This is a genomic window from Blastopirellula marina DSM 3645, from assembly GCF_000153105.1.
In the GTDB taxonomy this organism is placed as follows: domain Bacteria; phylum Planctomycetota; class Planctomycetia; order Pirellulales; family Pirellulaceae; genus Blastopirellula; species Blastopirellula marina.
On the sequence record NZ_CH672376.1, the window covers coordinates 1,223,276 to 1,246,582 of the forward strand.

At 56.6% G+C, this 23,307-nt stretch carries 21 protein-coding genes; 15 read left to right on the forward strand and 6 right to left on the reverse strand.

Going from position 1 to position 23,307, the window contains the following annotated elements; translation table 11 throughout:
• The first annotated feature begins 80 nt into the window (after window positions 1-80).
• From DSM3645_RS06755 to DSM3645_RS06770, 3 genes are all read left to right on the forward strand, one after another.
• The gene (locus DSM3645_RS06755) at window positions 81-689 is read left to right on the forward strand and encodes a superoxide dismutase (protein ID WP_002651333.1); all 609 of its coding nucleotides are present in this window, start codon (window positions 81-83) and stop codon (window positions 687-689) included.
• Between the two features lie 341 nt (window positions 690-1,030).
• Window positions 1,031-2,062, forward strand: a complete 1,032-nt coding sequence (locus DSM3645_RS06765) for a hypothetical protein (protein ID WP_002651334.1) — start codon at window positions 1,031-1,033, stop codon at window positions 2,060-2,062.
• A 331-nt stretch (window positions 2,063-2,393) separates the two neighbouring features.
• Entirely contained in the window at window positions 2,394-3,035 is a 642-nt protein-coding gene (locus DSM3645_RS06770; RefSeq protein WP_202594926.1) for a carbonic anhydrase, read from the forward strand.
• A 116-nt stretch (window positions 3,036-3,151) separates the two neighbouring features.
• Here DSM3645_RS06770 and DSM3645_RS06775 read toward each other — a convergent pair whose 3' ends face one another.
• Window positions 3,152-3,370 carry a hypothetical protein gene (locus DSM3645_RS06775; protein WP_002651336.1) on the reverse strand — a complete coding sequence of 73 codons (219 nt, stop codon included), beginning with the start codon at window positions 3,368-3,370 and terminating at the stop codon, window positions 3,152-3,154.
• 114 nt (window positions 3,371-3,484) lie between these two features.
• Window positions 3,485-3,811 carry a DUF6793 family protein gene (locus DSM3645_RS06780; RefSeq protein ID WP_002651337.1) on the reverse strand — a complete coding sequence of 109 codons (327 nt, stop codon included), beginning with the start codon at window positions 3,809-3,811 and terminating at the stop codon, window positions 3,485-3,487.
• Window positions 3,812-4,164: 353 nt separating this feature from the next.
• Here DSM3645_RS06780 and DSM3645_RS06785 point away from each other — a divergent pair, with 353 nt between their 5' ends.
• Complete coding sequence (locus DSM3645_RS06785) at window positions 4,165-5,001, forward strand: tetratricopeptide repeat protein (RefSeq protein WP_161603303.1); 837 nt, start codon at window positions 4,165-4,167, stop codon at window positions 4,999-5,001.
• A 41-nt stretch (window positions 5,002-5,042) separates the two neighbouring features.
• On the opposite strand, the gene DSM3645_RS27820 is transcribed toward DSM3645_RS06785, so the two are convergent.
• Both DSM3645_RS27820 and DSM3645_RS27825 read right to left on the reverse strand, forming a co-directional pair.
• Window positions 5,043-6,053, reverse strand: coding sequence for a GGDEF domain-containing protein (locus DSM3645_RS27820; protein ID WP_002651339.1), 1,011 nt, complete (start codon window positions 6,051-6,053; stop codon window positions 5,043-5,045).
• Between the two features lie 445 nt (window positions 6,054-6,498).
• Window positions 6,499-8,409, reverse strand: a complete 1,911-nt coding sequence (locus DSM3645_RS27825; protein ID WP_002651341.1) for a methyl-accepting chemotaxis protein — start codon at window positions 8,407-8,409, stop codon at window positions 6,499-6,501.
• Between the two features lie 308 nt (window positions 8,410-8,717).
• Between DSM3645_RS27825 and DSM3645_RS06800 the strand changes: the two genes are divergently transcribed.
• The 11 genes from DSM3645_RS06800 (at window position 8,718) to DSM3645_RS06850 (ending at window position 19,003) form a co-directional block, all read left to right on the forward strand.
• On the forward strand, window positions 8,718-9,836 hold the full coding sequence (locus tag DSM3645_RS06800) for a quinone-dependent dihydroorotate dehydrogenase (RefSeq protein ID WP_002651342.1): 1,119 nt from the start codon (window positions 8,718-8,720) through the stop codon (window positions 9,834-9,836).
• 33 nt (window positions 9,837-9,869) lie between these two features.
• Window positions 9,870-10,772 (forward strand): ThuA domain-containing protein, encoded by a 903-nt coding sequence (locus tag DSM3645_RS06805; RefSeq protein ID WP_002651343.1) that lies wholly within the window; start codon window positions 9,870-9,872, stop codon window positions 10,770-10,772.
• An 87-nt stretch (window positions 10,773-10,859) separates the two neighbouring features.
• Entirely contained in the window at window positions 10,860-12,221 is a 1,362-nt protein-coding gene (locus DSM3645_RS06810; RefSeq protein WP_116344373.1) for an alkaline phosphatase D family protein, read from the forward strand.
• Between the two features lie 126 nt (window positions 12,222-12,347).
• Window positions 12,348-13,613: an MFS transporter gene (locus DSM3645_RS06815; RefSeq protein WP_002651345.1), complete on the forward strand. Its 1,266-nt coding sequence runs from the start codon at window positions 12,348-12,350 to the stop codon at window positions 13,611-13,613.
• Window positions 13,614-13,729: 116 nt separating this feature from the next.
• Window positions 13,730-14,218, forward strand: a complete 489-nt coding sequence (locus tag DSM3645_RS06820; RefSeq protein WP_002651346.1) for a MarR family winged helix-turn-helix transcriptional regulator — start codon at window positions 13,730-13,732, stop codon at window positions 14,216-14,218.
• Window positions 14,219-14,313: 95 nt separating this feature from the next.
• Entirely contained in the window at window positions 14,314-14,985 is a 672-nt protein-coding gene (locus DSM3645_RS06825) for a hydrolase (protein WP_002651347.1), read from the forward strand.
• A 155-nt stretch (window positions 14,986-15,140) separates the two neighbouring features.
• Complete coding sequence (locus DSM3645_RS06830) at window positions 15,141-15,770, forward strand: FMN-dependent NADH-azoreductase (protein ID WP_002651348.1); 630 nt, start codon at window positions 15,141-15,143, stop codon at window positions 15,768-15,770.
• Between the two features lie 377 nt (window positions 15,771-16,147).
• Entirely contained in the window at window positions 16,148-16,549 is a 402-nt protein-coding gene (locus DSM3645_RS06835; protein ID WP_202594927.1) for a BON domain-containing protein, read from the forward strand.
• 63 nt (window positions 16,550-16,612) lie between these two features.
• A complete protein-coding gene (locus tag DSM3645_RS06840; RefSeq protein ID WP_040351671.1) occupies window positions 16,613-17,134 on the forward strand; it encodes a hypothetical protein in 522 nt (173 codons plus the stop codon).
• Between the two features lie 367 nt (window positions 17,135-17,501).
• Window positions 17,502-18,284, forward strand: a complete 783-nt coding sequence (locus tag DSM3645_RS06845) for a manganese catalase family protein (RefSeq protein ID WP_002651351.1) — start codon at window positions 17,502-17,504, stop codon at window positions 18,282-18,284.
• 200 nt (window positions 18,285-18,484) lie between these two features.
• The gene (locus DSM3645_RS06850; protein WP_131282292.1) at window positions 18,485-19,003 is read left to right on the forward strand and encodes an LURP-one-related/scramblase family protein; all 519 of its coding nucleotides are present in this window, start codon (window positions 18,485-18,487) and stop codon (window positions 19,001-19,003) included.
• Between the two features lie 23 nt (window positions 19,004-19,026).
• Here the strand turns inward: DSM3645_RS06850 and DSM3645_RS06855 are convergent, their stop codons facing one another.
• Both DSM3645_RS06855 and DSM3645_RS06860 read right to left on the reverse strand, forming a co-directional pair.
• Complete coding sequence (locus DSM3645_RS06855; protein WP_002651353.1) at window positions 19,027-19,437, reverse strand: VOC family protein; 411 nt, start codon at window positions 19,435-19,437, stop codon at window positions 19,027-19,029.
• 289 nt (window positions 19,438-19,726) lie between these two features.
• Window positions 19,727-23,143 (reverse strand): CHASE domain-containing protein, encoded by a 3,417-nt coding sequence (locus DSM3645_RS06860; RefSeq protein ID WP_002651354.1) that lies wholly within the window; start codon window positions 23,141-23,143, stop codon window positions 19,727-19,729.
• Window positions 23,144-23,307: the final 164 nt, after the last annotated feature.

Genomic DNA, 23,307 nt, shown 5'->3' on the forward strand with positions numbered 1-23,307 from the left:
GCGCCGGCAGTGCATGCAGGCGCCTAGCTTTACGACCAACGAATCGAATCCCGATCGAACAAATTTACGGAGGAGCAACCATGGCTTATACGCTGCCGGAATTGCCGTACGCTTACGACGCACTGGAACCGTCGATCGACGCCAAGACGATGGAAATCCATCACACGAAGCATCATCAGGCCTACATCACCAAGGTCAATGACGCGATCAAAGGAACCGCTCTGGAAAGCAAGACGATCGAAGAGCTAGTCTCGGATCTGTCGGCCGTGCCGGAAAACGTCCGCGGCGCCGTCCGCAACAACGGCGGTGGTCATGCGAATCACTCGCTGTTCTGGACGATCATGAAGCCCAATGGCGGCGGAGCGCCGACCGGCGCATTGGCTGCGGCGATTGACGCCGAACTGGGCGGTTTCGAGAAGTTTAAAGAAGATTTCTCGAAGGCTGCAGCGACGCGCTTCGGTTCGGGTTGGGCCTGGTTGAGCGTCGACGGCGGCAAGTTGCTGGTCGAAAGCACGCCGAATCAAGACACGCCGCTGATGGAAGGTCGGACGCCGATCTTGGGTCTCGACGTTTGGGAACACGCCTACTATTTGAACTATCAGAATCGCCGTCCCGATTACGTTTCGGCGTTCTTTAACGTCATCAACTGGGACGAAGTGTCGAAGCTGTACGCAGCAGCGACCGCCTAAGTCGGCGTCTTACGACATTGCTCAGAGAAGAGCCGCTCGCCGTGTGCAGCGGCTCTTTGTTTGCTAGCGGCGAAGACTTATTTTTCTGACCTTGACCCCAACGAAGGCTCTCCATACTCTCCGTGCCAAGCCGGCGCAAAACGCGCGGGGGACTTTTCCGATAAAACGGGTCGGAATGGTTAATGAGCCGCTCCTTTTGAGGACGACTCTAAAGTTTACAGGGAAGTCGCCGCTGCATGCGGCGGAAGAAATACAAATCACTCAGGGACGAGGCCGCAGACGAGCACAGGGACGTGCTTTCTGGTGCGATGCCGCCTCACAAAGCCAAAGGCGCGTGAGCTATGCGAGTGCAAATCGAAAAGTGGACATTGGGTGCGGCGTTGCTCGCCGCCGCTGTTTTACCGTCCGTGGGCTGCAAGAGCGGCATGGGTTGGTGGGCTAGCAAGAAGGGGCCCGACGTTTCGAACGTCGCTACTTCGCAGGCTCCTCCGTACAATGCGACCGCTTCGTCGCCGTCGGCAACTTCGACGCCGATGCCCAGCTCGTCGGCGATGGCCCGCAATTCCAACGGCAGCGTGACGCCCAACTACGCGGCGACCTCCGGAGCCAGCAGCTCCCCGTCGTACGGCGGCGCCTATCCCGGCATGGGTTCGCAGGCCGCTCCGCAAAATGGTTTTTACGCCGCTTCGCAAGGACAGGCCTCGACGGGCTATCCCAGCAGCGCGTCGGCCGCCGCTCAATCGAGCTATCCACAAGGGATGACCCAACCGGTCAGCAACCCTTACGCTTCGCAAGGAGCCGCGGCTTATACCGCTTCGGCGACAAGCGCTCCGGGCTATTCGCAGCCGAGCACTTCGATGCCGAGCAGCTATGGTCAGCCGAGCGCCGGCGGTTATCCTTCCGCTTCGACCAGCGGCGCCGTTCCGGCCAGCTATGCTCCGACGACCGGCAGCAGCAGTTACCCGAGCACCAGCGGCTCGCAGTATCCTTCGACCGGCAACGGTTATCCAAGCACCGGCGGTTCGCAGTATCCTTCGACCGGCAGCGGCGGTTACCCGAGCACTGGGGGCTCGCAGTATCCTTCGACCGGCGGCAGCTACCAGGGAACGGGAACTGGATCTTCGAGCTACAACAGCCCGGCCAGCTATCAATCGTCTTCGGCCGGCGCTTCGTCGACCGGATCGACTCCGCACTATCGCCCCGGCGGCACCAGCGACTATGCGACCAGCGGCTCGACGCCGGCCAGCACCTATCCGCCGAGCACGTCGAACTACCCGAGCACGAGCGGTTCGACCTATCCGTCGGCCAGCACGAGCAGCCCGACCGTCGGCGGCGCCACGTCGGCAGGATCGCGTTACTCGGGCGGATACTAATCGCTCTGAGTTGATACAAGACATCGAAAGACCTCGCCTGGTGCGAGGTCTTTTTTTGCGCGCGGATCCGTTTGTGGCGAACGGAAGAGGAGAATATTGATTTTTTGGGACTCTTTTGGTGCGCCTGGGGCCAGTTAAAAGCTAGGTTTTTCTAACCGTCTTGCCGGTTCGCAGGGAGAAACTCTGCGCTAGGGCGATACGCGCCCGTCTTGGTAGTTCGTCAACAAGCAACTGATGCTCATTCCGGAGAGATAGAAATATGTGCGATTCGCAACCGACTTCGCGTCGAGAGTTTGTTCAAAGCGTAGGACTTGCAGTTGGCGCCGCTAGCATGGGCGCGTATTCAACGCTGCGAGCTGCAGAGCCGGCTGCTGCGATGGATCCCAGCGATGTGCTCGCGAAGCTGGTCGCCGGCAATGAGCGTTTCGCCAACGGCAAGACCAAGGTCATGCCGCGTACGCCGGCCGATTTCGCGAGAGATGCAAAGGGTCAGGCGCCGCCAGCGATCATTCTGGCTTGTGCGGACTCTCGAGTTGCGCCCGAGCTGGTTTTCGATCAACCGATCGGCGGGCTCTTCGTCTTGCGTGTTGCCGGCAATATCGTCGGCTCGGGGCCGACGCTGATGGGCAGCATCGAATATGCGGTCGCCGTGCTCGGTTCTAGCCTGATCATGGTCATGGGGCATAGCAGCTGCGGCGCGTGCGAAGCGGCGATTGAGCATATCGAGAACAACGAATCACTGCCGGGATCGATCGAAGGCCTGGTCGACTACATCCGACCGGTCGTTCGCCAGGTGAAGGGGAAGCCGGGAGACAAGCTGGTGAATGTCACCAAGGCCAATGCGGTTCAGACGGCGATGAGCTTAGAAACGAGTGGGCCGATTTTGCCGGAACGCGTCAAATCGGGCGCTCTGAAGATCGTGAGCTCGTACTACGAACTCTCCAATGGCCAAGTCCAATTGCTCAAATCTTAAGAGCGGCTTCGGCTAAGACAACGCTCTTCGGCGCCAAGAAACAGCAGCGGCGCCGAAGGGCAGTTCGACGCCTGATGATACTCTCGTCGTCCGGCGCTCGTTTGCTGTCGTGACCCTTAGCGGGCGGCAGCACACGAGCCAAATTCGAGAATCCGGCACTTTAGGCCTTTGCTAGCAAGTTGCTGCAAAGCTTCCTCGGCGTCGATTCGCGTGTTGTAGACGTCGTGGCGGTGCCAAAACATCTCTTTGGTGTCAAAGTATTGAACGCGAAAATGTCGCGGATCCCCCCCAGGCACGCTGACGGCGATCGTCGATTCTTGCCAATCCAGGCTCATGGTAATCTCGCTCCGTTGTCCCCAAACTTACTGCGATGCTATTTTCATCGAGTCAGAATGTAGTATCCATTAAGACAAAATGGGACAAGAGCGGTATTTCGTAGGTTCGCTGAATTACCAGCCGAGAACCATGTTGGACTCGATCGCTTTGCGGGCTTTGTCCAAATCAACCCCTGTCTCATTCATATATAAGCGAATAGCGTGGACTTTGTCCCCCTCCGCCTTCGAGAGACAGTCGCGAGCGACCAAACAAGGGTCCACGCGTTGATCGGTCAGTCCCAAGGCCGCTTTGGAGATTACCCAGCTATTGCGAGGACGCTTGGTGAGTCGGATCACATCGTCATTGGGGTAGTTATCGTTGACGACGATCTTGGCCTGGGCTTCGTCTTCGGCCCAGGTAATCAGGATGTGAGCGTTCGTCTCGATTTCGTACAGCGGCATGGCTGTCTCCTTTCCTCGAAAGAGCAATGGGCCCCGACAGTGCAGTTGGAAAGTAGGATGGCGCGCCGCGAGAAGAACGGCAAGCCGGGCACTCGCTGCCGTACGCCAGAATCGTAGAGCTGATCTTACGCTCTGACCCCAATATCGGCAACGAAAATCAGGCCGGTTACAGCGCCGGCGCCCCTTGTTTGACCGCAAAAAAGCGACTTTGCCGCGGTTTGGCGGGCCTGAATCGAGCCTCTCCCATGGCCAGCGACGATGGCGAATGTTACGGTTGACGAAGCTGCAAAATCGGGAAAGAAATGCCGCCAGCCGCGTCAGACCCCGGCCACGGCCAAAAGGATGAGCTGCTTGTGAAATCACGTTTACCTCTTGTACGCTATGTGATCTTGGCGGTTATCGTCGCCGCGATTCTCTCGCAATTATTCCGGCCGGCGCTGGTCGCCCAGTGGTATTGGGCTTCGGCCCTCGAGAAGCTGGATGCCGGCGACAACGACGCCGCCGTGCGGCTCGGCGAGCAAGCGCTAGATTGGAGCGGCGATTCTCCCCAGATGCATCTACGTATGGCCGAGCTCCTCTTTCGCATCGAGCGAAAAGAGGACGCGATCGCGCTAATCGAGAAGTCCGAAGATTTATTGTCCGACGATCCCAGCGATCTCGCGCGAGCAAGCTATTTCCTGTCGCGAATGGGAGCCCATGAGAAAGCGTTGACGCTGACCGATCAGTTGATCGAGAAAGCGAAGGTCGACGAGTTTCAACTGCACAGCGCGCTGAATCAGAGGGCCTACGCAACCGCGCTCGCTTGGTCCGACGGCGCCGATTTGCCGCAAGAGTCGTTGGATCAAGCCCTCGATGACATCAACCAGGCGTTGCAGATCTATGGAATCGAAGCTTCGTATCTCGATACGCGCGGCTATCTGAAGCATCTCGCCGGCGACGATCAAGGAGCGTTGAGCGATCTCAACAACGCGATCCCGTTGTTCGAAGCGGAGATCCTGGCCTACGAAGACAAAGAAGATATCTGGGAGACGGCGAAACAGGCGAGTCTGCAGCAGATGCGAGGCGCATTAGGCGTCCTCTATCATCATCGCGCTGAAACGCTGCAAGCGCTGGACCGCAGCGACGATGCGAAGCAAGACATGCAACAAGCCGAAAAGCTCGGTTACAGCCGACAAGCCGGGCACTGGTAGCACGCGCCGCGTCATGCCGAAATTCAGCAAGCGGCCTGGCGCTACGCCGGGCTATGCGAATTGCTTGGCGACGTGATCGTTTCGTTCACGCCGTGCAGTTGCTCTAGGTCGCGAACTTCTAAGAGCAGCGTTTCGGCTTCGTCCGTCGAGTCCGTTTCGGCTTCCAGATCGATGTCTAAGCAGCTGAGAATGCGGGTTCCGTCGTGGTAAAAGTTGCAGTTGCGGCCGTTCGCTTTGGCGCGATAGAGCGCGGCGTCGGCGCGAGCCAACAAGGTGCGCGCTTCGTCTTCACGGCGCACTTGCGCAAGTCCGCCGCTGATGGTTACGCCCAGCTGCGCTTCGGCGCTGGTCCGTAAACGCTCGGCGAAGATACAAGCGCCATAGACGTCGGTCGACGGCATGAGCACGACAAACTCTTCGCCGCCGTAGCGGGTGACAATGTCGGTCTCGCGGACGCAGTTGTCGATCAGGTTCGACACTTCCACCAACACGCGGTCGCCGTGCAGGTGGCCATGCTGATCGTTGACTCGTTTAAAGTGATCGACGTCAAAGATGCAGAGCGTGAAAGTGAAATCGTAGCGCGACTTCATCCCGATCATATTTTCCAGCGAGTCATCCAACGCACGGCGATTGCTCAATCCCGTCAATGGATCGGTGCGCGACTCGGTGAAGGTCATCAGCAGATTGGCTTGTTGACGGATCTCGTCATACGCGTTGGCGATCTGCGAAGAAAGTCGCATCGTGGGGCTGAGCATCTGCTCCGCTTCTTCGCAGAGGTTTTGCCAAGCTTGGGTGTCTTGCGTGTCGCTCAGCTCGTTGATGCGTTCTTTGAAGTGCAGAATGCTGTTCTGGTGCGTCGCCAGGTTGCGGCGAACGTCGCGAGAAATGTCTTCGAGTTGACGAATGACCGCTTGGGCTCGTTTTACTTCGCGACGCGCGCGGCTTTGTTCGGCGACAGCAGCGTTGGCGTTGCGTTTCCCTAAAAAGTAGCCGATCAGCGCAACTAGCGCCAAGGCGACCGGGACCGGGATTCCAAGCATCCAGTTTTCCATTTCTCGAATCTCCTCTCGAGCTGCACTCTAGGCGATGGGGGGGAGCAGTCTGGGGACACGGTTAGGCGTTGGTGCGATTTCCAACGCCGCGCATGCAGATCACGCCGAAAATTACTACAAATATGAAAACGTAGGTCCAGTCACTCGAGTCCATTCGCCCGACGAACTGCTCTACGTTTTTGAACGAAGTTAGGAGGTATTCGCGCATATCGGAATTGCCGGCAGGATTTGCGGAGCCGTTGTCTCTTCATGGCAACCTTACGTCACAAATTCGCCAACGCGTAAAATGCAGCCGCTTGTTGGAGAATCGTCGTCGGCTTGTAGCGGTTGCAAGGATGGCGCCGATTATTCCCTCGCTCACGGCGAGCGCCGGCGCAAAAACAAAGACCGCTTTCCAAGCGAAAGCGGTCTTTGGGAGAGTTTGAGGTCTCGGCGGGGCCGCGGACTAGCAGCGGAACTGACCCACCATTTTCTGAATCTTGTCGGCGACGCGCGTCAGTTCGAGGCTGACGTTCCGCGTTTGCGCCGAATCGTCGGCGGCGTCGTCGGCCGACTTCTTCACGCCCACAATGTTGCGACTGACTTCGGTGCTGGCCTGCGTCGATTGCTCAAGGCTGATCGTCACGCCGCGGACATTCGACGACGCATTGGACAGGTTGCGCGAAATCTCCTTCGTCGCGATGCTTTGCTCTTCGACCGCTGCGGCGATCGAACGAGAGACGGAATCGACATTCTGAATGACGCCCAGCACGCGGCCGATCGAATCGACCGCGTTTTGCGACGAGTCTTGAATTCGCGAGATCCGTTGGCGAATGTCTTCGGTCGCCGTCGCCGTTTGGCGAGCCAGGTCTTTGACTTCGGTCGCGACCACGGCGAACCCCTTGCCGGCGTCGCCGGCGCGGGCCGCTTCGATCGTCGCGTTGAGGGCCAGCAGGTTGGTTTGCTCGGCGATTTCCTGGATGACTTCGGTCACTTTGCCAATTTCGATCGCGGCCTGACCGAGCGCCGAAACCGTCGTGTTGCTCGCTGCGACCAACTGCGAAGCTTCCCGCGACGTGTTGGTCGCGTTCTCGGCGTTGCGGGCAATTTCGACAATACTCGAGGTCATCTCTTCGACTGCGGCGGCGACCGATTCGATGGTGCGGTTCATCTCGCTGGTAGTCGTCGAAATCGTTTCCATGTTGACCGACATCTCTTCCGCGGCGGCTGCGACGCTGGTCGATTGACGTTGCGTGTTCTCGGCGCCTTCGGTCATACGACCTGATGTCGTCTGCAGCATCTGCGACGAACTGGAGAGCGTATGCGTGTCTCCCATCAGTTCGCGCACAATTTCTTGAATCTTGCTGACAAACAGGTTGAAAGAACCAGCCAAACGGCCTAGTTCGTCGTGTTTGTTTTCCGGCAATCGCTGGGTCAAATCGCCGTCCCCCTGGGCGATTTCGTCCAGCATTTTGGTGGTCGCGGTCAACGGATTGAGGATCGAGCGCGCCATCAGCCAGCCAAAGATCAACATGGCGACGATCGAGATGCCGCCGAGCGTGCAAAGCACCAAGATATTCTGCGCCGCTTCAGCGCGAATCTCCACCGCGGTCGCCAAAACGTTGTCACGAGCATCGTTCGCTTGGGCTCGTTTGAGGGCGATTCGCTCTTGTTTCGCTTCCAATTTGGCTCGCGTACGCGCAAGCGACGCTTCCTGAGCTTCGGTCACGGCGTCCAATCGACCGCGGAAATCGCTGAAGGATTCCAAACCGTAACCATAGTCGCTCGCCTGGCGGACTTCGTCCTTTTTCGCAATCTCTTCCGCGTCGACGAAGATCTTGCGCGACGCTTCAGTCCAGAGCTTGAATTTGGCCATCAGCCCGTCGTAGACGACGCGGACTTCGGAATCATTCATTCCTTCAGCGGCCAGACGGAGACGCGCGTCGGCCTGCGCGATGTTTTCTTCCTGCGTCGCTTTCGCCGCGGCGAATTGTTCTTTATTAGAAGCGGCCAGGGCCAGTTTTTCGGCAATAATCGCTTGATGAACGTCGCGGTCGGCTTGCAGCATCAGTTCGATGCTTTCCTGCATTTGTCGAAGTTCCGGCAGATCTTTATTGATCACCGGCAGCATCTCATCTTCGATCAGCGGAGCAATCTCATTGTCAATCAAGTGGACAAACTTCTCATCCACAACGCGATCAAGTTGTCCCAAGAGATAGCTGGAAGTTCGCCAGCCGAGTCCGGCGATAAACGCTAACGCCAAACAGCTGAGCGTTACTTGGGCGATGATTTTCCGTTTGATGCTCATGTAACTTAAGATCCCGGCTTGGTAAACAGTCTTTTCGATCCCTTGCTGCGGGGGGCGATGTGCAAACATAGGTTGACGCAGTCCCTGTGTTGAGCAACTTGGCTAACTATGCGGAACACCGTTAGTCAGAGAGCAAGGGAAGTGTCGATTCTGCCGGCAGTGTTTGAAGAAAACCGTGAAGCGGGAAAGTGAAGTTTGCAGCTTGTTGATCGGCTCCCATTGAAGTTTGCTTATAAGTGAACCGATCAACGCCGCGGCATGTACGATGGGGAGTTGCTGCGAATGGAAACAGAGTTTCGTCCCGCTTGCTTCCGGCGGTCAACAAGAAGTCAGTCGCGTGTCGACAGTGCGTGAGGAATCGGGTCACGATCCAGCTTATGAATTTGTATCGTTCAATCCTGCGACCGCTCTTGTTTCACTGGGATGCAGAGACGGCGCATCATGCGACAATCGCCGCGTGTCGGATCGCTGGCGCGATTCCGCTGGCGCCGCAACTGATGCGCGCCTGGTACGACTTCGCTGCTTCGCCGCTGGAATCGAACGTCGCCGGGCTTACTTTTCCCAATCCTGTCGGACTAGCCGCCGGCTGGGACAAGAACGGCCATGCGCTGCGGCTGTTGGATAGTTGGGGATTTGGCTTCGCCGAGATCGGATCGATTTCGGCCGCTGCGTCGCTGGGGAATCGGCGCCCGCGACTCTTTCGCTTGCCACAGGATCGCGCCATCGTGGTGAACTACGGTTTACCTAACGACGGGGCCGAAGTGATCGCCCAGCGATTGGCGAAACATCGGATTCGGCGTCCCTTGGGGGTCAACCTGGTGAAGACGAACCAGGGACCTGACGCCGCGGCAAGTTCGGCCGAGCGAATCGTGGACGACTATGTTTGCAGCGCCCAGGCCGTGCATCGACATGCGAGCTATTTGACGCTCAATCTCAGTTGTCCGAACGCAGCCGGCGGGAAAGACTTCTTTGCTCAACCAGGTTCTATTCGACAGTTGCTGACGGCGCTGCTGCCGTTGGAGATCGCTTGTCCTCTCTTCTTGAAGGTCGCGCCCAATCCCGATCCAGCTGAGATCGAGCGCCTCCTCGAAGAATGCGAACCGTTCGCCGCGGTACGCGGGTTTCTGTTCAACTTGCCGGTCGGCAAAGCGGCGTCGTTAGCGCTGACGACGCCGCGCCAAGTTTGGGAAAAGATGCCTGGCGCCGTCGCTGGCCAGCCGGTCGCGGCGCTCAGCAATCGTTGTATCGCAGAGATGTATCAACGGATGCCGCGCGACCGGTATGTCATCATCGGGGGTGGAGGCGTCTTTTCGGCGGCCGACGCCTACGAAAAGATGGGACTCGGCGCATCGTTGATTCAGATCTACACAGCGCTGGTTTACGAAGGCCCTGGCGTCGTCGGTCGAATCAATCGCGGGCTGTTGCAATTGCTAGCCGCAGATGGCTTTTCCCACGTTGGCCAAGCGGTTGGAAGCGGCTGTCGAGCGACCTTATAATGAACGTATCCATTACTCGTGCCGAGACGGAAAATGTATAAACGATCGCTGGCCCTGGCGTTTGTCGGGTTGATTGCAACGTCGCTCTGGGCGGCGGAACCGACGCAAGTGTTGATTGTAGTCGGTCCCAGTTCGCATCCGCCTGGATCGCATGAAGTCGCCGCCGGCGGGCGGTTGTTGAAGTATTGCATCGAGCAAAGCGGTGTCGACGACATAAAAGCGGACGTGGTCTATGAGTGGCCCCAAGAAGAGACGTTGCTGGATCAGGCCAGCACGGTCGTCTTTTTGGGAGACACCTTTCCGCCGCAGCGCATGCCCGAGACGAAGAAGATCTTAGCGCAGCTCGATGCGATGATGCAGCGCGGCTGCGGTATCGTTTGCGTTCATTATGCGACGGGACTCTGGGGTGAAGATGTGACTGCCGACGGCGATCATCCGCTGCTGCGTTGGCTTGGGGGATATTTCGCCAACGGCACTTGTCCGCATCATCAGGGGATCGCCAAGGTTTTTCCGCAAGCGACGATCAAGCCGGCCATCGGCCCACATCCAATCTTGCGGGGCTGGAAGTCGTTCACGTTGCACGATGAGCCGTACATTCTCAACTACTTTGGCGGACCCGAGAATCGCCCGGCCGACAATGTCACGCCGATCGCGACTTCAAAGTTGCCGCCAGAGAACCCGCACAACGAGATTGTCGCGTGGGCCGTCCAACGCGAGGATAGCGGCCGCGGATTTGCGATCGTCATGCCTCACTTTTACAAAAACTGGGAAAACGATGACCTGCGCTGCTGCATCTTGAACGGCATCATTTGGTCGGCGAAAGAAACCGTGCCGGACGGCGGCGTGCAGGTCAAGTTGCCAGAGTTGACGCGGTTTCAGCCAGCGGCTGCCGAGCTTAAGCCGCGTACGAAACAGCGCCCGGTCGGCGTCAAGTAGCATGCGGCTCAAGCGCCCCGGCTTGCGGTTCATCTTATACTAACGGGCTCCCTTCTTGCTCCCATCATCCGTTGCTTGGAGAATTCGATGCATCGTCGCTCGACCCTCAAGTTGTTAGCGGCCGGTTTGCCGTTGACGCTGGCGTCCCCCAGTTTTGGCGCCGATCCGACTGGTCCCTTTTTTGGCGGAGGAACCAAAGTAGGCGAAGTGACGTCTGACTCGGCGATCGTGTGGACACGGACCTCTGCCGTGGATCAGTGTGACGAAAAGTACGCGTTGCCAGGATCGGCGGCGAAAGTGCGCGTGCGCTATTGGATCGCCGGTCAGAGCGAGACGGAACAGACGACCGATTGGCTGCCGACGACGCCAGAGCAGGACTTCACGGTGCAGTTTCCATTGACCAAGTTGAAGTCTGGCGTCCGATATCGCTATGTCGTCGAAGCGAACAACAAGTCTGGCCAAAACGAAACCAGCGGCACGTTTGAAACGGCGCCCCACGAAAGCGAGCCGGCGCCGATTCGCTTTGTCGTCACTTCATGTCACAAATACGAGACGATCGACGCGCCCGGCAAGGGGCAAAAGATCTATCGGCCCATGTTGGAGTTGGCGCCGCAGTTTTTCGTCCATACCGGCGATATCGTCTATTACGACAACGATGCGAAACCGCTGGCGACCAACGTCGAGCTGGCGCGGCTGCATTGGCATCGGATGGATAATTTGCCGTATCACCGGCAGTTCTATCCGAACGTCGCTAGCTACTTCATGAAGGACGATCACGACATTCTGAAAAATGACGCGTGGCCGGGACAAAAATATGGAGATCTCACCTTCGAAGCTGGTTTAGCGATCTTTAACGAGCAGAACCCGTTGGGCGAAGCTCCCTATCGCACCGTTCGATGGGGAAAGGATTTGCAAGTTTGGATCATGGAGGGGCGTGACTATCGTAGTCCTAACCGCATGGCGGATGGTCCTCAAAAATCGATCTGGGGCGACGCGCAGTGGAGATGGCTCCGCGAAACGGTCGCCGCATCAGACGCGGGCTTCAAGATTTTGATCAGCCCCACGCCGATCGTCGGGCCCGATCGTCCGAAAGGAAAGAACGACAATCACTCGAACGCAGTTTGGCGATCCGAAGGGGACCGTGTGCGCAAGTTTCTCGCGGACGAAAAGATGTTGGTCCTGTGCGGCGATCGACATTGGCAATATTACTCGGTCGACGCCGACACCGGCGTGCATGAGTTTTGCAGCGGTCCGAGCACCGATAAACATGCTGGCGGATGGAGCCAAGAGAATTTGCGGCCGCAGCATCGCTTTCTGCGGGTTGCCGGCGGTTTCCTTAGTGTGGACGTCGAACGTGTGGAGGAATCGCCGCGGCTGACCTTACGGCATCGGGACGTCGCCGGGACGACTGTCCATGAGAAACGCTTTACAGTAGAAGGAGAGGAGTAGCGCCGGATGCAGTCGCCATTCTTGGGGGTCTGAACCAAGCGTCCTGGCGCACTGTCTCCCTCAGCGTTCTCCGGCATCCAACTGCCATCAGCCCTTTCCAATGCACCCCTGACTCGAACTGATTGTATGGCGACCGAAAGCCCCGAATCGACGCTTGCCAACGACGTCTCCCCTGAAATCGCTCCTGCCTCCGAAACTGCCGATGCGAAGGTGAGTCGCCCGCAGTTGGTGATCGCCGTTCTGGGGGCGCTGAGCGTGTCGCATCTGCTGAACGATGTGATGCAGTCGCTGTTGCCTGCGGTTTATCCGTTGTTGAAAGAAAACTATTCGCTGTCATTCTTTCAGGTGGGGCTGATCACGTTCACGTTTCAAGTGACCGCTTCGCTGTTGCAGCCGCTGGTCGGGATGGCGACCGATCGCCGGCCATGGCCTTATTCGCTAGTAGTCGGAATGGGCTTTACGCTGGTCGGTCTGAACATGCTGGCGATGGCCGGCAGCTTTGAATCGATCTTGATCGCCGCGGCGATGGTCGGGATCGGCTCGTCGGTCTTTCATCCCGAAGCGTCGCGCGTGGCGCGGCTCGCCTCGGGCGGACGCTATGGTTTCGCGCAGTCGTTGTTTCAAGTAGGAGGCAACGCAGGCTCGGCGATTGGTCCGTTGTTGGCGGCGTTTGTGGTCGCTCCCTGGGGACAGCCGAGTATCGCGTGGTTCTCCATCGGCGCGATCGCGGCCCTGATGATCTTGGGCTATGTCGGGCGATGGTATCACCGTCATTTGAACGACCTGAAAGCGAATCCGCGTAAAGTCGGACTCGAGCAAACGTCTACGCTGGCGCCGGGCCGCGTGTATGGCGCCGTCGGCGTGCTGCTGATGTTGGTCTTTTCCAAGTACATCTACCTGGTCAGTCTGAGCAGCTACTACACGTTCTATCTGATGGACAAGTTTGACGTGCCGGTGCAATCGGCTCAGTTGTATCTGTTTGTCTTCTTAGGCGCGGTTGCGGTCGGCACGTTGGGCGGGGGACCGGTCGGCGATCGGCTGGGATTCAAAACGGTGATTTGGTTTTCGATTCTCGGCGTGTTGCCGTTCACCTTGATTTTGCCGTACGCCAATTTGTTTTGGACGGCGGTCCTGACCGTGCCGATCGGCTTGATCCTAGCGTCCGCTTTTTCGGCGATCATCGTGTACGCCCAAGAGCTGATGCCGAGCAAAGTGGGCATGATCGCCGGGATGTTCTTTGGTTTCGCCTTTGGGATCGCCGGCATCGGCGCCGCAGCGCTTGGTTGGCTGGCCGATCAGACGAGTATCGAATACGTCTATCATGTCTGCTCATTCCTGCCGCTAGTGGGACTTTTGACGGCATTTCTGCCAAATCTAGAGGTCCGCGACTAGGCTCGCAGGGATTGCGGCGTTTGGTAAGTGCTTATTGGGTAAGGGGTTTTGGCAAACCTTGAAATGTTTTTAAAATGAATGTTGCAACATAGAATGGCGTGACGTATAACGAGGTCATGACAAACGCACCTCACAACAAGGAGAACGGGCTGGCCGCCGAAATCGGCAAGCGAACTCCGTTTACCAGTTTGAAACAGGAAGCCTATCTGAATCTGGTTCGCACGCATGAGCAGCTTGCTTGTCAGTTTGCCCGGCTGTTGAAACAGCACGGCCTTTCGGATCCGCAGTACAACGCGTTGCGCATTTTGCGGGGCGAAGGAAAGCCGATGCAGACTTACCAGATCGCCGAGCGGATGATCACGTCTCAAACCGATATCTCTCGCCTGGTCGATCGCCTGGAAGCCAACGCGCTGGTCGAGCGAGAACGAAGCGCCGAAGATCGCCGTGTCGTGTGGGTTACGCTTACCAAGCAAGGAAGTGCGATCTTGAAGAAACTCGATCAACCGGTCGCCGATCTCCATGAGTCTCAGTTTGCGGCTTTCAGCGACGACCAATTGAAGTCGCTGACCAAGTTGCTCTATGCTGCTCGCAAGAGTGAGGAGTAACGTGCCGCCCTTTTTTTGGCTGGATGTATGTTGCAACACATATTTGCGAATCTTCTTTAGCAATCCCCCCATTTACGAAACTGGAATTACCAATCATGGCCAACATTCTTGCTCACACCGACGGCGGACTTTTGACGGCGGACAACAGCGTGGTCGTCTTCATTGATCACCAACCGCAAATGGCGTTTGGCGTCGCCAGCGGGATCGATCGTCAACTGTTGATGAACAATGTTCTGTTGCTCGCCAAGGGCGCCAAAGAGTTTCACGTGCCGGTTATTTTGACCACGGTCGAGACCGAATCGTTTAGCGGTGAGATGTGGCCGCAATTGCTCGATATCTTTCCCGCTCAATCGCCGATCGAGCGAACCGGCATGAACTCGTGGGATACGCCTGCGTTCCGCGAAGCGATCGAAGCGACCGGCAAAAAGAACATCATCCTGTCAGGCCTCTGGACGGAGGTCTGCATTACCTGGCCGACCCTCAACATGTTGGCCGCAGGCTACAACATCTATGTCGTGGAAGACGCCAGCGCCGGAACATCGCAAGCAGCCCATGACGCCGCGTTATCACGCATGGTCCAAGCCGGCGCGGTTCGCATGACGACGGTCGCGACGGTGCTCGAGTTCCAGCGCGATTGGGCCAATCGCGAACATTACAACGCGGTGATGGATATCTTCCGCGAACATGGCGGAGCGTATGGCGTCGGCATCGAGTACGCCTATACGATGGTCCACAAAGCTCCGCCGGCTCGTAAGATCTTGGCCTAGTTGTCGCGGCGGAGTAGCCGCCTTCGTACAGACCAATCGCCCGCCAGGGGAAACGATCAATGGCGGCCGACGATCGCGTCTAGGAAACTAGCTGCGGCTGCGGACTTTAAATGAACTCATTACAACGTTTTGATGTTTAGAACAGGAAATTCACAATGGCCAAATTGCTGCATATTGAGTCGTCTCCCCGTAAAGCACGCTCCGCTTCGATCGCCGTGGCGAAAGCGTTTATAGCGAAGTATCAAGAAGCGAATCCGGCGGACGAAGTCGAGACCTGGGACTTGTGGTCGACTTCGTTGCCGGAATTCGACGGTGATACGATCGACGCCAAATACCAGGTTTTGAATGGTCAAGATCACTCGCCGGAGCAAGCCGCCGCTTGGAAAGAAGTGACCGACGTATTCGATCGATTCAATGCGGCTGACAAATACGTGTTGAGTCTGCCGATGTGGAACTTTGGCGTTCCGTATAAACTGAAGCACCTGATCGACGTCATCACCCAACCGGGGTTGGCCTTCAGCTTTTCGCCGGAGACCGGCTACACGGGCCTGGTGACCGGCAAACCGATCACGGTGATTTATGCTCGCGGCGGAGAATACACGTCCAGCGAGCAGATGCAGGCGCTCGACTTTCAAAAGTCGTATGTCGAATTTTTGCTCGGCTTTATTGGCTTTACCGACGTGAAGAGCATCGTGGTCGAGCCGATGCTGGCGCCGCCGGAGGTCGCCGGTCCGGCGAAAGATAACGCCAAGCGGCAAGCGGCCGAAATCGCGGCCAGCTTCTAGAACGCCGAACGACGGATCGCTGCACGATCTGCTGAAAAACCGCTAGGCGCTCGCAAAGCGTCTGGCGGTTTTTGTCATGATGAGCCAGGCCATTCTCTTCGCGGTTGAGCGCCAGGACCTCGCCGGCCGCCTCCGGTGACCGGCGAGCGAAGTCCGTTCTGCAATACCCTTGTGGTTACCAATGCGACACACGCTTGCGGTCGCAAATCCGAGCGACCGACGCTCAGGCTGATCTCTGAACTTGCGGTGCAGGTCGCTGCGGCATGCGATCTAGATCGAAAAAAGTGGTCGTTGTCGCATTCTTTCCAACGGCACGCAATTTGCCATTGGAATGACGGCGGAATTTCACTTTCTTTGAGCCCCCGGAAGCAATGACCATGAGAGTTTTTACCATCGCTGCGTGCATCGCATTGGGGATCGGCGGAGGTTGCAACATGCAAGATCGCGCCTCCAATGAAGCCCCCGTCGAACAAAACGCAGATTCGAATGTCGATCAGGACAATACGGCGATGAATGAACGGGATCGCAGTGATGCTGCAAAAACCCCGATCAATCAAAACGAGAATCAAAAGGATATCGACATCACGGCCGACATTCGGTCGCGCGTCGTCGATACCGAGATGTCGACCAATGCCCACAACGTCAAGATCATCACGCAAGCCGGCAAAGTGACTTTGCGCGGTCCAGTGAAGTCGTCCGAAGAAAAGGCGCAGATTGACGAGATCGCCACGAAGGTGGCCGGCAAAGGCAACGTCATCAATGAGCTAGACGTCGAGTAGGCGAAGCAAGGCGTCGAGTACGCGGTTTTCTTTTCAAATCAACATTCTATTAGGATGAATACCATGTCTAAGGCGGTATTTTGCACAGTCAAATCTGTTGATCAGGCCACGAAAATTGTCGAACGCTTGAAAGCGTCCGGCTTCGACAACAACGACATTTCGTTGCTATTTCCCGATGACACCGGCCCGAATCAACTCGGTGTCGATAATCAGACGAAAGCGCCCGAAGGCGCTACGACCGGCGTCAGCACCGGCGCCGTTCTAGGGGGCGGACTCGGTTGGCTCGCCGGGATCGGCGCTCTGGCGATTCCCGGGGTGGGCCCGCTGATCGCCGCCGGACCGATCATGGCCGCATTGGCCGGAGCCGCAGTCGGCGGAGCGGTGGGCGGAGTTACCGGCGGTCTGATCGGAATGGGAATTCCGGAATATGAAGCCAAACTCTACGAACGCAAAGTCAGCGAAGGGCACGCGCTGATTTCGGTTCATTCCGAAGATTCGGATGAAACGAAACGCGCCAAGCAAATCTTCGAAGAGGCCGATGCCGAAGATATTTCGATGGCGAATGAGCCGGCGAAACGGAGCTGAGCCTAACTTTCGAGAGCTTTTGCAGTCAGCATAGCCGCGAGACGTTTCCAAGCGTCTCGCGGCTTTCTTATTGGGTCGCGGCGAGCGGATCAGACTCTGCTGGGCGGTCGGCAATTTGAAATGGCATGCATCTTGCATTATGCGAAGCTTCGTAAAGCACCGGTCTGATCCGAGAATTGCGCGTGTTTGAACTGAAGGAAAAGAGGACGGAGACGACAAGTCTCGAAACGTTCTGCTGATCGGCAAAGGATCAGTGCGATCGATGTTCATTCACACAACGTCGGTAGCTTGCAAAATCGGAACCGCGTTTCTCGAGTGAGTATCCAATCCACTGCTGAAATTGAATTTTCAACGAAAGGTAAATCTCATGTATCACCATGTAAAAAAATTGATGTATACCGTGGACGTAGGTACGCCTGACCCGCGATTTGGCAAGATGCTGCTAGAACAGTTTGGCGGCGCCAACGGCGAACTTGCCGCTGCGCTGCAGTATTCGATCCAAGGTATTAACTGCGAAGACCCGAAGCGAAAAGACCTGCTTCTCGACATCGGCACCGAAGAACTGAGCCATTTAGAAGTGATCGGCAGTTTGGCTCGCATGCACCTTAAACCGTTAAAAGACGGTGATCGCGATGAGGCGGAAGCCGATCCTTTGATCGCTGTGGTGGGCGGCGGCGGAGTTTCTCTCAACAATTCTCAGGGAAATCCATGGACAGCCGACTATCTAAAAGTGACAGGTCAACTGGAAGTCGATCTCCGCAGCAATATGGCGGCCGAAGCGCGGGCGAAAATCACCTACGAACGCTTGATTCAATATTGCGATGATCCCGGCACGAAAGATGCGCTGAAGTTTCTCATGACACGCGAGATTACCCACATGAAAGCCTTCGGGATTGCGTTGGAAAGCATGGGAAAAGGTCCGCTCGAAATCGGGGACATGCCGATTGTTGATGAATATGTCAATCAGTTCTACAACGATTCGACAGGCGAAGGCGAAATGGGCGAAGATCTGGATGGACCGTGGAACAGCGGAAAAGAGTGGAAACGAGTTGATAATCCCGCCTTTGAGATGTACCAAAATGGCGCCGCGTCCAAAGCGGGGACAAAAAAGAAAGCGAAAAAGAAGGCGAAGAAGAAAGCGGCCAAGTAATCAAGATAAGCTGCTTTTCCAACCCCCGGTTGGTTTCACGACAAATCGCCCTTTCGGGAAACCGCGGGACGCTCTGATGCGGACCGCGGTTTTTTTTATCGATTGCCGTCCACACGAGACCAGGTGCAGCAAACACCGGAGCGCAGCGATTACAATATGCCGCATATCATTGATTGAATGGGCTGCCTGAGAGAGAGACCGTGCGGTACGTAATGCAACAGAAGTTTTGGGCGTGGGGTGATCAACTTCATGTCTATGACGAACAGCATCAGCCCGTTTTCTGGGCCAAAGGGCGAGTCTTTTCGTGGGGACATCAGCTCTCGTTTCAAGATATGCAAGGAAACGAGCTGGCGTTCATCAAGCAGAAACTGATGACCTGGATGTCGCAATACGAAATCCATCGTGATGGTCAACGCTTCGCACAGGTGAGGAAGAATTTTACCTGGTTCACAAAGAAGTTTACGCTGGAGATGGTCGAGGGAGACAGCCTTGTCATTCAGGGGGACTTTTGGGATCACCGCTATCAGTTCCGTTGCGACGACCGTGTGGTCGCCAAAGTCGACAAAGCGTATTGGGCTTGGACCGATACCTATGGCATCGAAACCGAAGAGGGGGAAGATGATGTCGCGATCCTGTGTTCGACAATCGTGATCGACAAGATCTTAGACGACCAGCAGCGGCGAAGAAGTAATAGTTCCTCGCCGCTTTCCCCTCCTTGAGCCGGCCGTGGGATGCGACCTGCTTACTCCGGCTTGCGGCAGTTGATCATCCACGGCGTGCCGAATCGATCGATCACCATGCCAAAACGCAGCGCCCAGAAGGTCTCTTGCAGCGGCATCTCGATCTTGCCCCCTTCGGACAGCCCGGCGAAAACCCGTTCCGCTTCGGAGGGTTCGTCGATCTGCAACGAAACCTTGAACCCTTGCGTCTTCTCCATCTGCTCTGGCGGACAGTCCGAAGCCATCAGCAACGTATCGCCGATCTTTATGCTCGCGTGCATGATTTTGTCTTGCCAATCGTCCGGGACATGCTCGGCGGCGGGAGAACCGGCATGGGGCAAAATCGCTTCGATCTTGGCGCCCAGCAGCTTTTCATAAAACCCAAACGCGGCTCGACAATCGCCATGAAAAAAGAGGTAGGGGCTGACTTGCATCGGGGGAAGCTCCTGAGAAAATCGATCGTGCGCACAATTCCGAGTATTGGATAGCAAGATTCCCTTTCAGGGAAGCGCCGGCGAGAAATTTTTGCAAAGAGCTCGCCAGTCGGTGCGAACAGCGATCTCAAGTTGCGCGAAACATGGATCGCGTCGATTGGCCGGGTCCCGGGGAAACTGGTTCAAAGCACGCCAGCGGCGCAGACGCGGAGCAGAGCGAAATAACTTGAATTGGCGACAACTTCATTTCTCACTGGCTTGCTGTGCGAGAGAATCGTCGCGGCTCAACTCAGCTCTTTTCCGGCGCTGCGGCGTTGGCTTGCAATGCATTCCTACGAATGCGGGCGCCGACTTCTGTCAGGAACGATTTACGCTCGATCGGTTTGGTTAGATAAGCGTCGCAACCGGCTTCCAGACACTTGTTGATGTCGCCCCGCATCGCATGCGCGGTCAACGCGATGATTTGGCCGGTGTAGCCTGCATCGCGAAGTTGGGCGGTCGCCGTATAGCCGTCCATGACCGGCATTTGCATATCCATCAAGATGACGTCAAAGGGAGTTCCCGCTCGCCAAGCGTGTAGAGCGGCTTCAAGTCCGAGTTTGCCATTCTCGGCGATGGTGACGTCGGCGCCGGCCTTGCGCAGAATAAAGCTGATCAGCTTTCGATTGTCGGGACCATCCTCGACAAAGAGGATGCGACCTTCAATATCGACAGTCGAGGCGGCGGCGACCGACTGACTCTCAGCGGCGGCGTTGTCTCGCGACGATCGCAATGGAGTTTTGGTCAGATCGCCCGTCGCGACGCGCAGGGTGAAAGAGCTTCCCACACCTGACTGGCTTTCGACCCTGACATCGCCTCCCAGTAGTTCGGCGATTTGTTTGGTGATCGTCAATCCCAGACCAGTTCCGCCAAATTTGCGTGTCGTCGATGCATCGGCTTGGCGAAATGGCTGAAAGATTTGTTCGAGTTGTTCCGGGGACATGCCGATACCCGAGTCGATCACTTGAAAGATCATTTGCTCGTGAGCAAAGTCACACTCGGCGATGACTTTCACGACCCCGTTTTGGGTAAACTTGATCGCATTCCCGACCAGATTGAACAATGCTTGCTTTAACCGCGTCGAATCGCTGTGGATGGTTTGCGGCAGCGCCCCTTTCAATTCGATTTGGAGCCGATTTTCTTGGGTAATGGCTCGTTCGTTCAGTAATTCGTGCACGTCGCGAATGACTTCGGTCGGATCCATGTCGCGCAGTTCGATGTCGAATTTGCCCGATTCGACTTTCGAAAGATCAAGAATATCGTTGATCAATTCGAGCAGGTGATTCCCGTTGCGCTGAATCGTTCCGACCGATTTGCGTTTTTCTTCTTCCGACATTCCTTGTTCGAGCAACAGATCGCTGAACCCGACGATCGCGGTCATCGGCGTGCGGATTTCGTGGCTCATGTTGGCGAGGAATTCACTCTTGATCTTGCTTGCACGTTCCGCATCTTGGTGGGCCAGCATCAACTCGGCGTTGACCGCTTTGAGGCGAGCCTCGGCGGCGCATTTTTCCGTGATATCGTTTTCGATCATCATAAAGCCGGTTAGCGTACCGCTGGTGTCAAGCAGCGGCGCTATCTCGGTGGCGACAACATATTCTCGCCCATCTTTGGCGTAGTTGACGATTTCTGAATTGGTGGGAGCTTGCAGTCGGAACGCATCTTCCAGCCGTGCGATCGCATCCAAATTACTGTTGGGGCCATACAACAGGTCGCGGGGAGATTTTCCGAGCGCTTCTTCCAGCTGATATCCGCTGATCCGCGTGAATCCGTCGTTGATCCATTCGATCTTGCCGTCAATGTCGGTGATGATTACGCCGTTGCTGGTGCGACGAATAATCTTGGCCAACCGCTCCGCCTCTTCGGCGGATTGGGTCGCGATTTTTTCACTGGCTCGCAACTCTTGCGTCATGTCTTCGGCCAAGGCCATTGCGCGCGTCTGGCTCAAACCCATCGACCAGATGATGCCGGCCAGCAAGAGGCTGAGCGTCGCGCCGCCGAGACCTAAGGCCGCCGGCGTAACGCGATCGACCTGCGCATGAAACGGGGCCGTGGTGCTGGTCACAATGGTCCACGTCCGACCGCCGACCATGATCGGCGAACTATGGAAGAACATGCGGCGCGCGTACGCTGCTTTCGCGGATTCAATATCGACGAACTGGTCTAGATGGCGATCGTGGTCATACAACGGGGTTCGTTGGGTTGCCTTGTCTCCGTCAAAGATCTCAAAGTCGAGTCCGTCGTCGAGCAGATCACCCATGTAATCAAGGCTGCGCTCCAAAATAATTGGCGCATACAAGACGCCAGCCAGGTTGGTTTCTCGCTCTGCAGGCGTTTGCGGATTCGTCCCATTCTTGTAGATCGGGACGAAATAGAGAAACCCTGCTCGCATAACATCGTCTTGCCGCAGGTGGATCATGCCGGTTATTGTCGGATCACCAGAGCGGATCGCTTTCTCAATTGCGTTGCGGCGAACGCTCTCCGACCCAATGTCGTATCCCCAAGCCGCACGATTGTCTTCCAAGGGATATATATGTTGGATGATGTACGCGACCGACGCTGCGCCGAGCGAGCGAACCATGAATTCGGGGGCGTTATCGGACCGCTCGGTGGCGACGAACGAATCGATGTCGTCTCGCTCCACGCGTTGAATCATGCCAAAGCCGATAGCGCCGGGGAATTCTTTCGGCAAGTTGCGTGAGAAGACATACGCGGCGAATTCATCGCGATTGACAAACTGGCTGCCGGTGTACATGCCGCGTGCGCCGTTTAGGCCGTAAACGCAGATGTTGACGCGGCGTTGAATCTCCAGCGTTAGCAATTCGCTGCGCCGCAGGAACTGGGCGCGGTTGGCGTCGGAAATATGTTTTTGCGAATCGCGAACGAAAAAAGCGGTCACCAAAAATCCGACGAGTAACGTCACGGTGACGACGAAAATCAAAGGCTGCGCGCGGCGGAATTCGTTTCTTAGGCTCGCATTACCAACGTCTTTTTGCGCGAACCGCAAACCGCGTGAGACTAAAAGGATGCTCACCGCAATTGTCCAGAGCAGTAACGCCGTATGGATCGCGGTTGTCGAAAAGAGAGGGATATCGCGGAGTCCCGACGCACGTGATAGAAACATCGCCACGCCGAGAATCCCGATCGCACCACCGAGGATCGTCGCGCCAATCCCAATTGACTTCAGTTTCCCTCGACAAAGCAGCGTTCCAACGCCCAGCAGCGCAATCCCCAGTGACGTTCCAGTCGACATTTGTCCTGGAATCTCGCCGATGGCGATGGAAGCGGGGTCATCGCATAGCAACGTATTGATCCCCAGATCAATCGTCAGGAGGTCTTGCGTCAGGTTCGCGATTCCCAAGGTGATCGCCAGCAATGCGCACAGTTGGGAAAGCAGTTGAAGTCGTCTTGAAGAATGCGTCACGATCGTGCGAAGAAGTCCGGCCGCAGAGAGCAGCGTTAAGCCAACGGCCGTGTTGGCTTTCATCGTGGGGAGTCCCTCGATGATCGATCGTAAGCTGGTCCAGCCTGCCGGCCAGGCGATAAGCACGAGCAACGAAGTGAAGAGACTCAGGCCAAGCAGAATGCGAGCAGCGATGATTAGCCATGCAGCGTCAATGGTCGCTGCAGTGCGCGATTCATGGCGATGACTAATTTTCGTCTGCATTTCGATACCTGCCCTCTGACAATCTCCGCCCATAGATGCCGAGCGCAAAACCTGCTGCGTTCCGCTCGCCGCCGTTGGGGAGATGATTTTCGTCTCTCGAAAATCTAGGTTGCCCGCAAATTCACGGGAGCAAGCTGGGAGATATTCACCGCAACTCCACATGG

Excerpts from the sequence above, each read along its gene's own strand:
- DSM3645_RS27825 (WP_002651341.1), bottom strand. The coding sequence starts at position 8,409 with ATGTTTGCACATCGCCCCCCGCAGCAAGGGATCGAAAAGACTGTTTAC.
- DSM3645_RS06765 (WP_002651334.1), top strand. The coding sequence starts at position 1,031 with ATGCGAGTGCAAATCGAAAAGTGGACATTGGGTGCGGCGTTGCTCGCC.
- DSM3645_RS06855 (WP_002651353.1), bottom strand. The coding sequence starts at position 19,437 with ATGCAAGTCAGCCCCTACCTCTTTTTTCATGGCGATTGTCGAGCCGCG.
- DSM3645_RS06755 (WP_002651333.1), top strand. The coding sequence starts at position 81 with ATGGCTTATACGCTGCCGGAATTGCCGTACGCTTACGACGCACTGGAA.
- DSM3645_RS06815 (WP_002651345.1), top strand. The coding sequence starts at position 12,348 with ATGGCGACCGAAAGCCCCGAATCGACGCTTGCCAACGACGTCTCCCCT.
- DSM3645_RS06860 (WP_002651354.1), bottom strand. The coding sequence starts at position 23,143 with ATGCAGACGAAAATTAGTCATCGCCATGAATCGCGCACTGCAGCGACC.
- DSM3645_RS06835 (WP_202594927.1), top strand. The coding sequence starts at position 16,148 with ATGAGAGTTTTTACCATCGCTGCGTGCATCGCATTGGGGATCGGCGGA.
- DSM3645_RS06820 (WP_002651346.1), top strand. The coding sequence starts at position 13,730 with ATGACAAACGCACCTCACAACAAGGAGAACGGGCTGGCCGCCGAAATC.
- DSM3645_RS06810 (WP_116344373.1), top strand. The coding sequence starts at position 10,860 with ATGCATCGTCGCTCGACCCTCAAGTTGTTAGCGGCCGGTTTGCCGTTG.
- DSM3645_RS06825 (WP_002651347.1), top strand. The coding sequence starts at position 14,314 with ATGGCCAACATTCTTGCTCACACCGACGGCGGACTTTTGACGGCGGAC.
- DSM3645_RS06800 (WP_002651342.1), top strand. The coding sequence starts at position 8,718 with ATGAATTTGTATCGTTCAATCCTGCGACCGCTCTTGTTTCACTGGGAT.
- DSM3645_RS06780 (WP_002651337.1), bottom strand. The coding sequence starts at position 3,811 with ATGCCGCTGTACGAAATCGAGACGAACGCTCACATCCTGATTACCTGG.
- DSM3645_RS06770 (WP_202594926.1), top strand. The coding sequence starts at position 2,394 with ATGGGCGCGTATTCAACGCTGCGAGCTGCAGAGCCGGCTGCTGCGATG.
- DSM3645_RS06830 (WP_002651348.1), top strand. The coding sequence starts at position 15,141 with ATGGCCAAATTGCTGCATATTGAGTCGTCTCCCCGTAAAGCACGCTCC.
- DSM3645_RS27820 (WP_002651339.1), bottom strand. The coding sequence starts at position 6,053 with ATGGAAAACTGGATGCTTGGAATCCCGGTCCCGGTCGCCTTGGCGCTA.
- DSM3645_RS06805 (WP_002651343.1), top strand. The coding sequence starts at position 9,870 with ATGTATAAACGATCGCTGGCCCTGGCGTTTGTCGGGTTGATTGCAACG.
- DSM3645_RS06775 (WP_002651336.1), bottom strand. The coding sequence starts at position 3,370 with ATGAGCCTGGATTGGCAAGAATCGACGATCGCCGTCAGCGTGCCTGGG.
- DSM3645_RS06845 (WP_002651351.1), top strand. The coding sequence starts at position 17,502 with ATGTATCACCATGTAAAAAAATTGATGTATACCGTGGACGTAGGTACG.
- DSM3645_RS06840 (WP_040351671.1), top strand. The coding sequence starts at position 16,613 with ATGTCTAAGGCGGTATTTTGCACAGTCAAATCTGTTGATCAGGCCACG.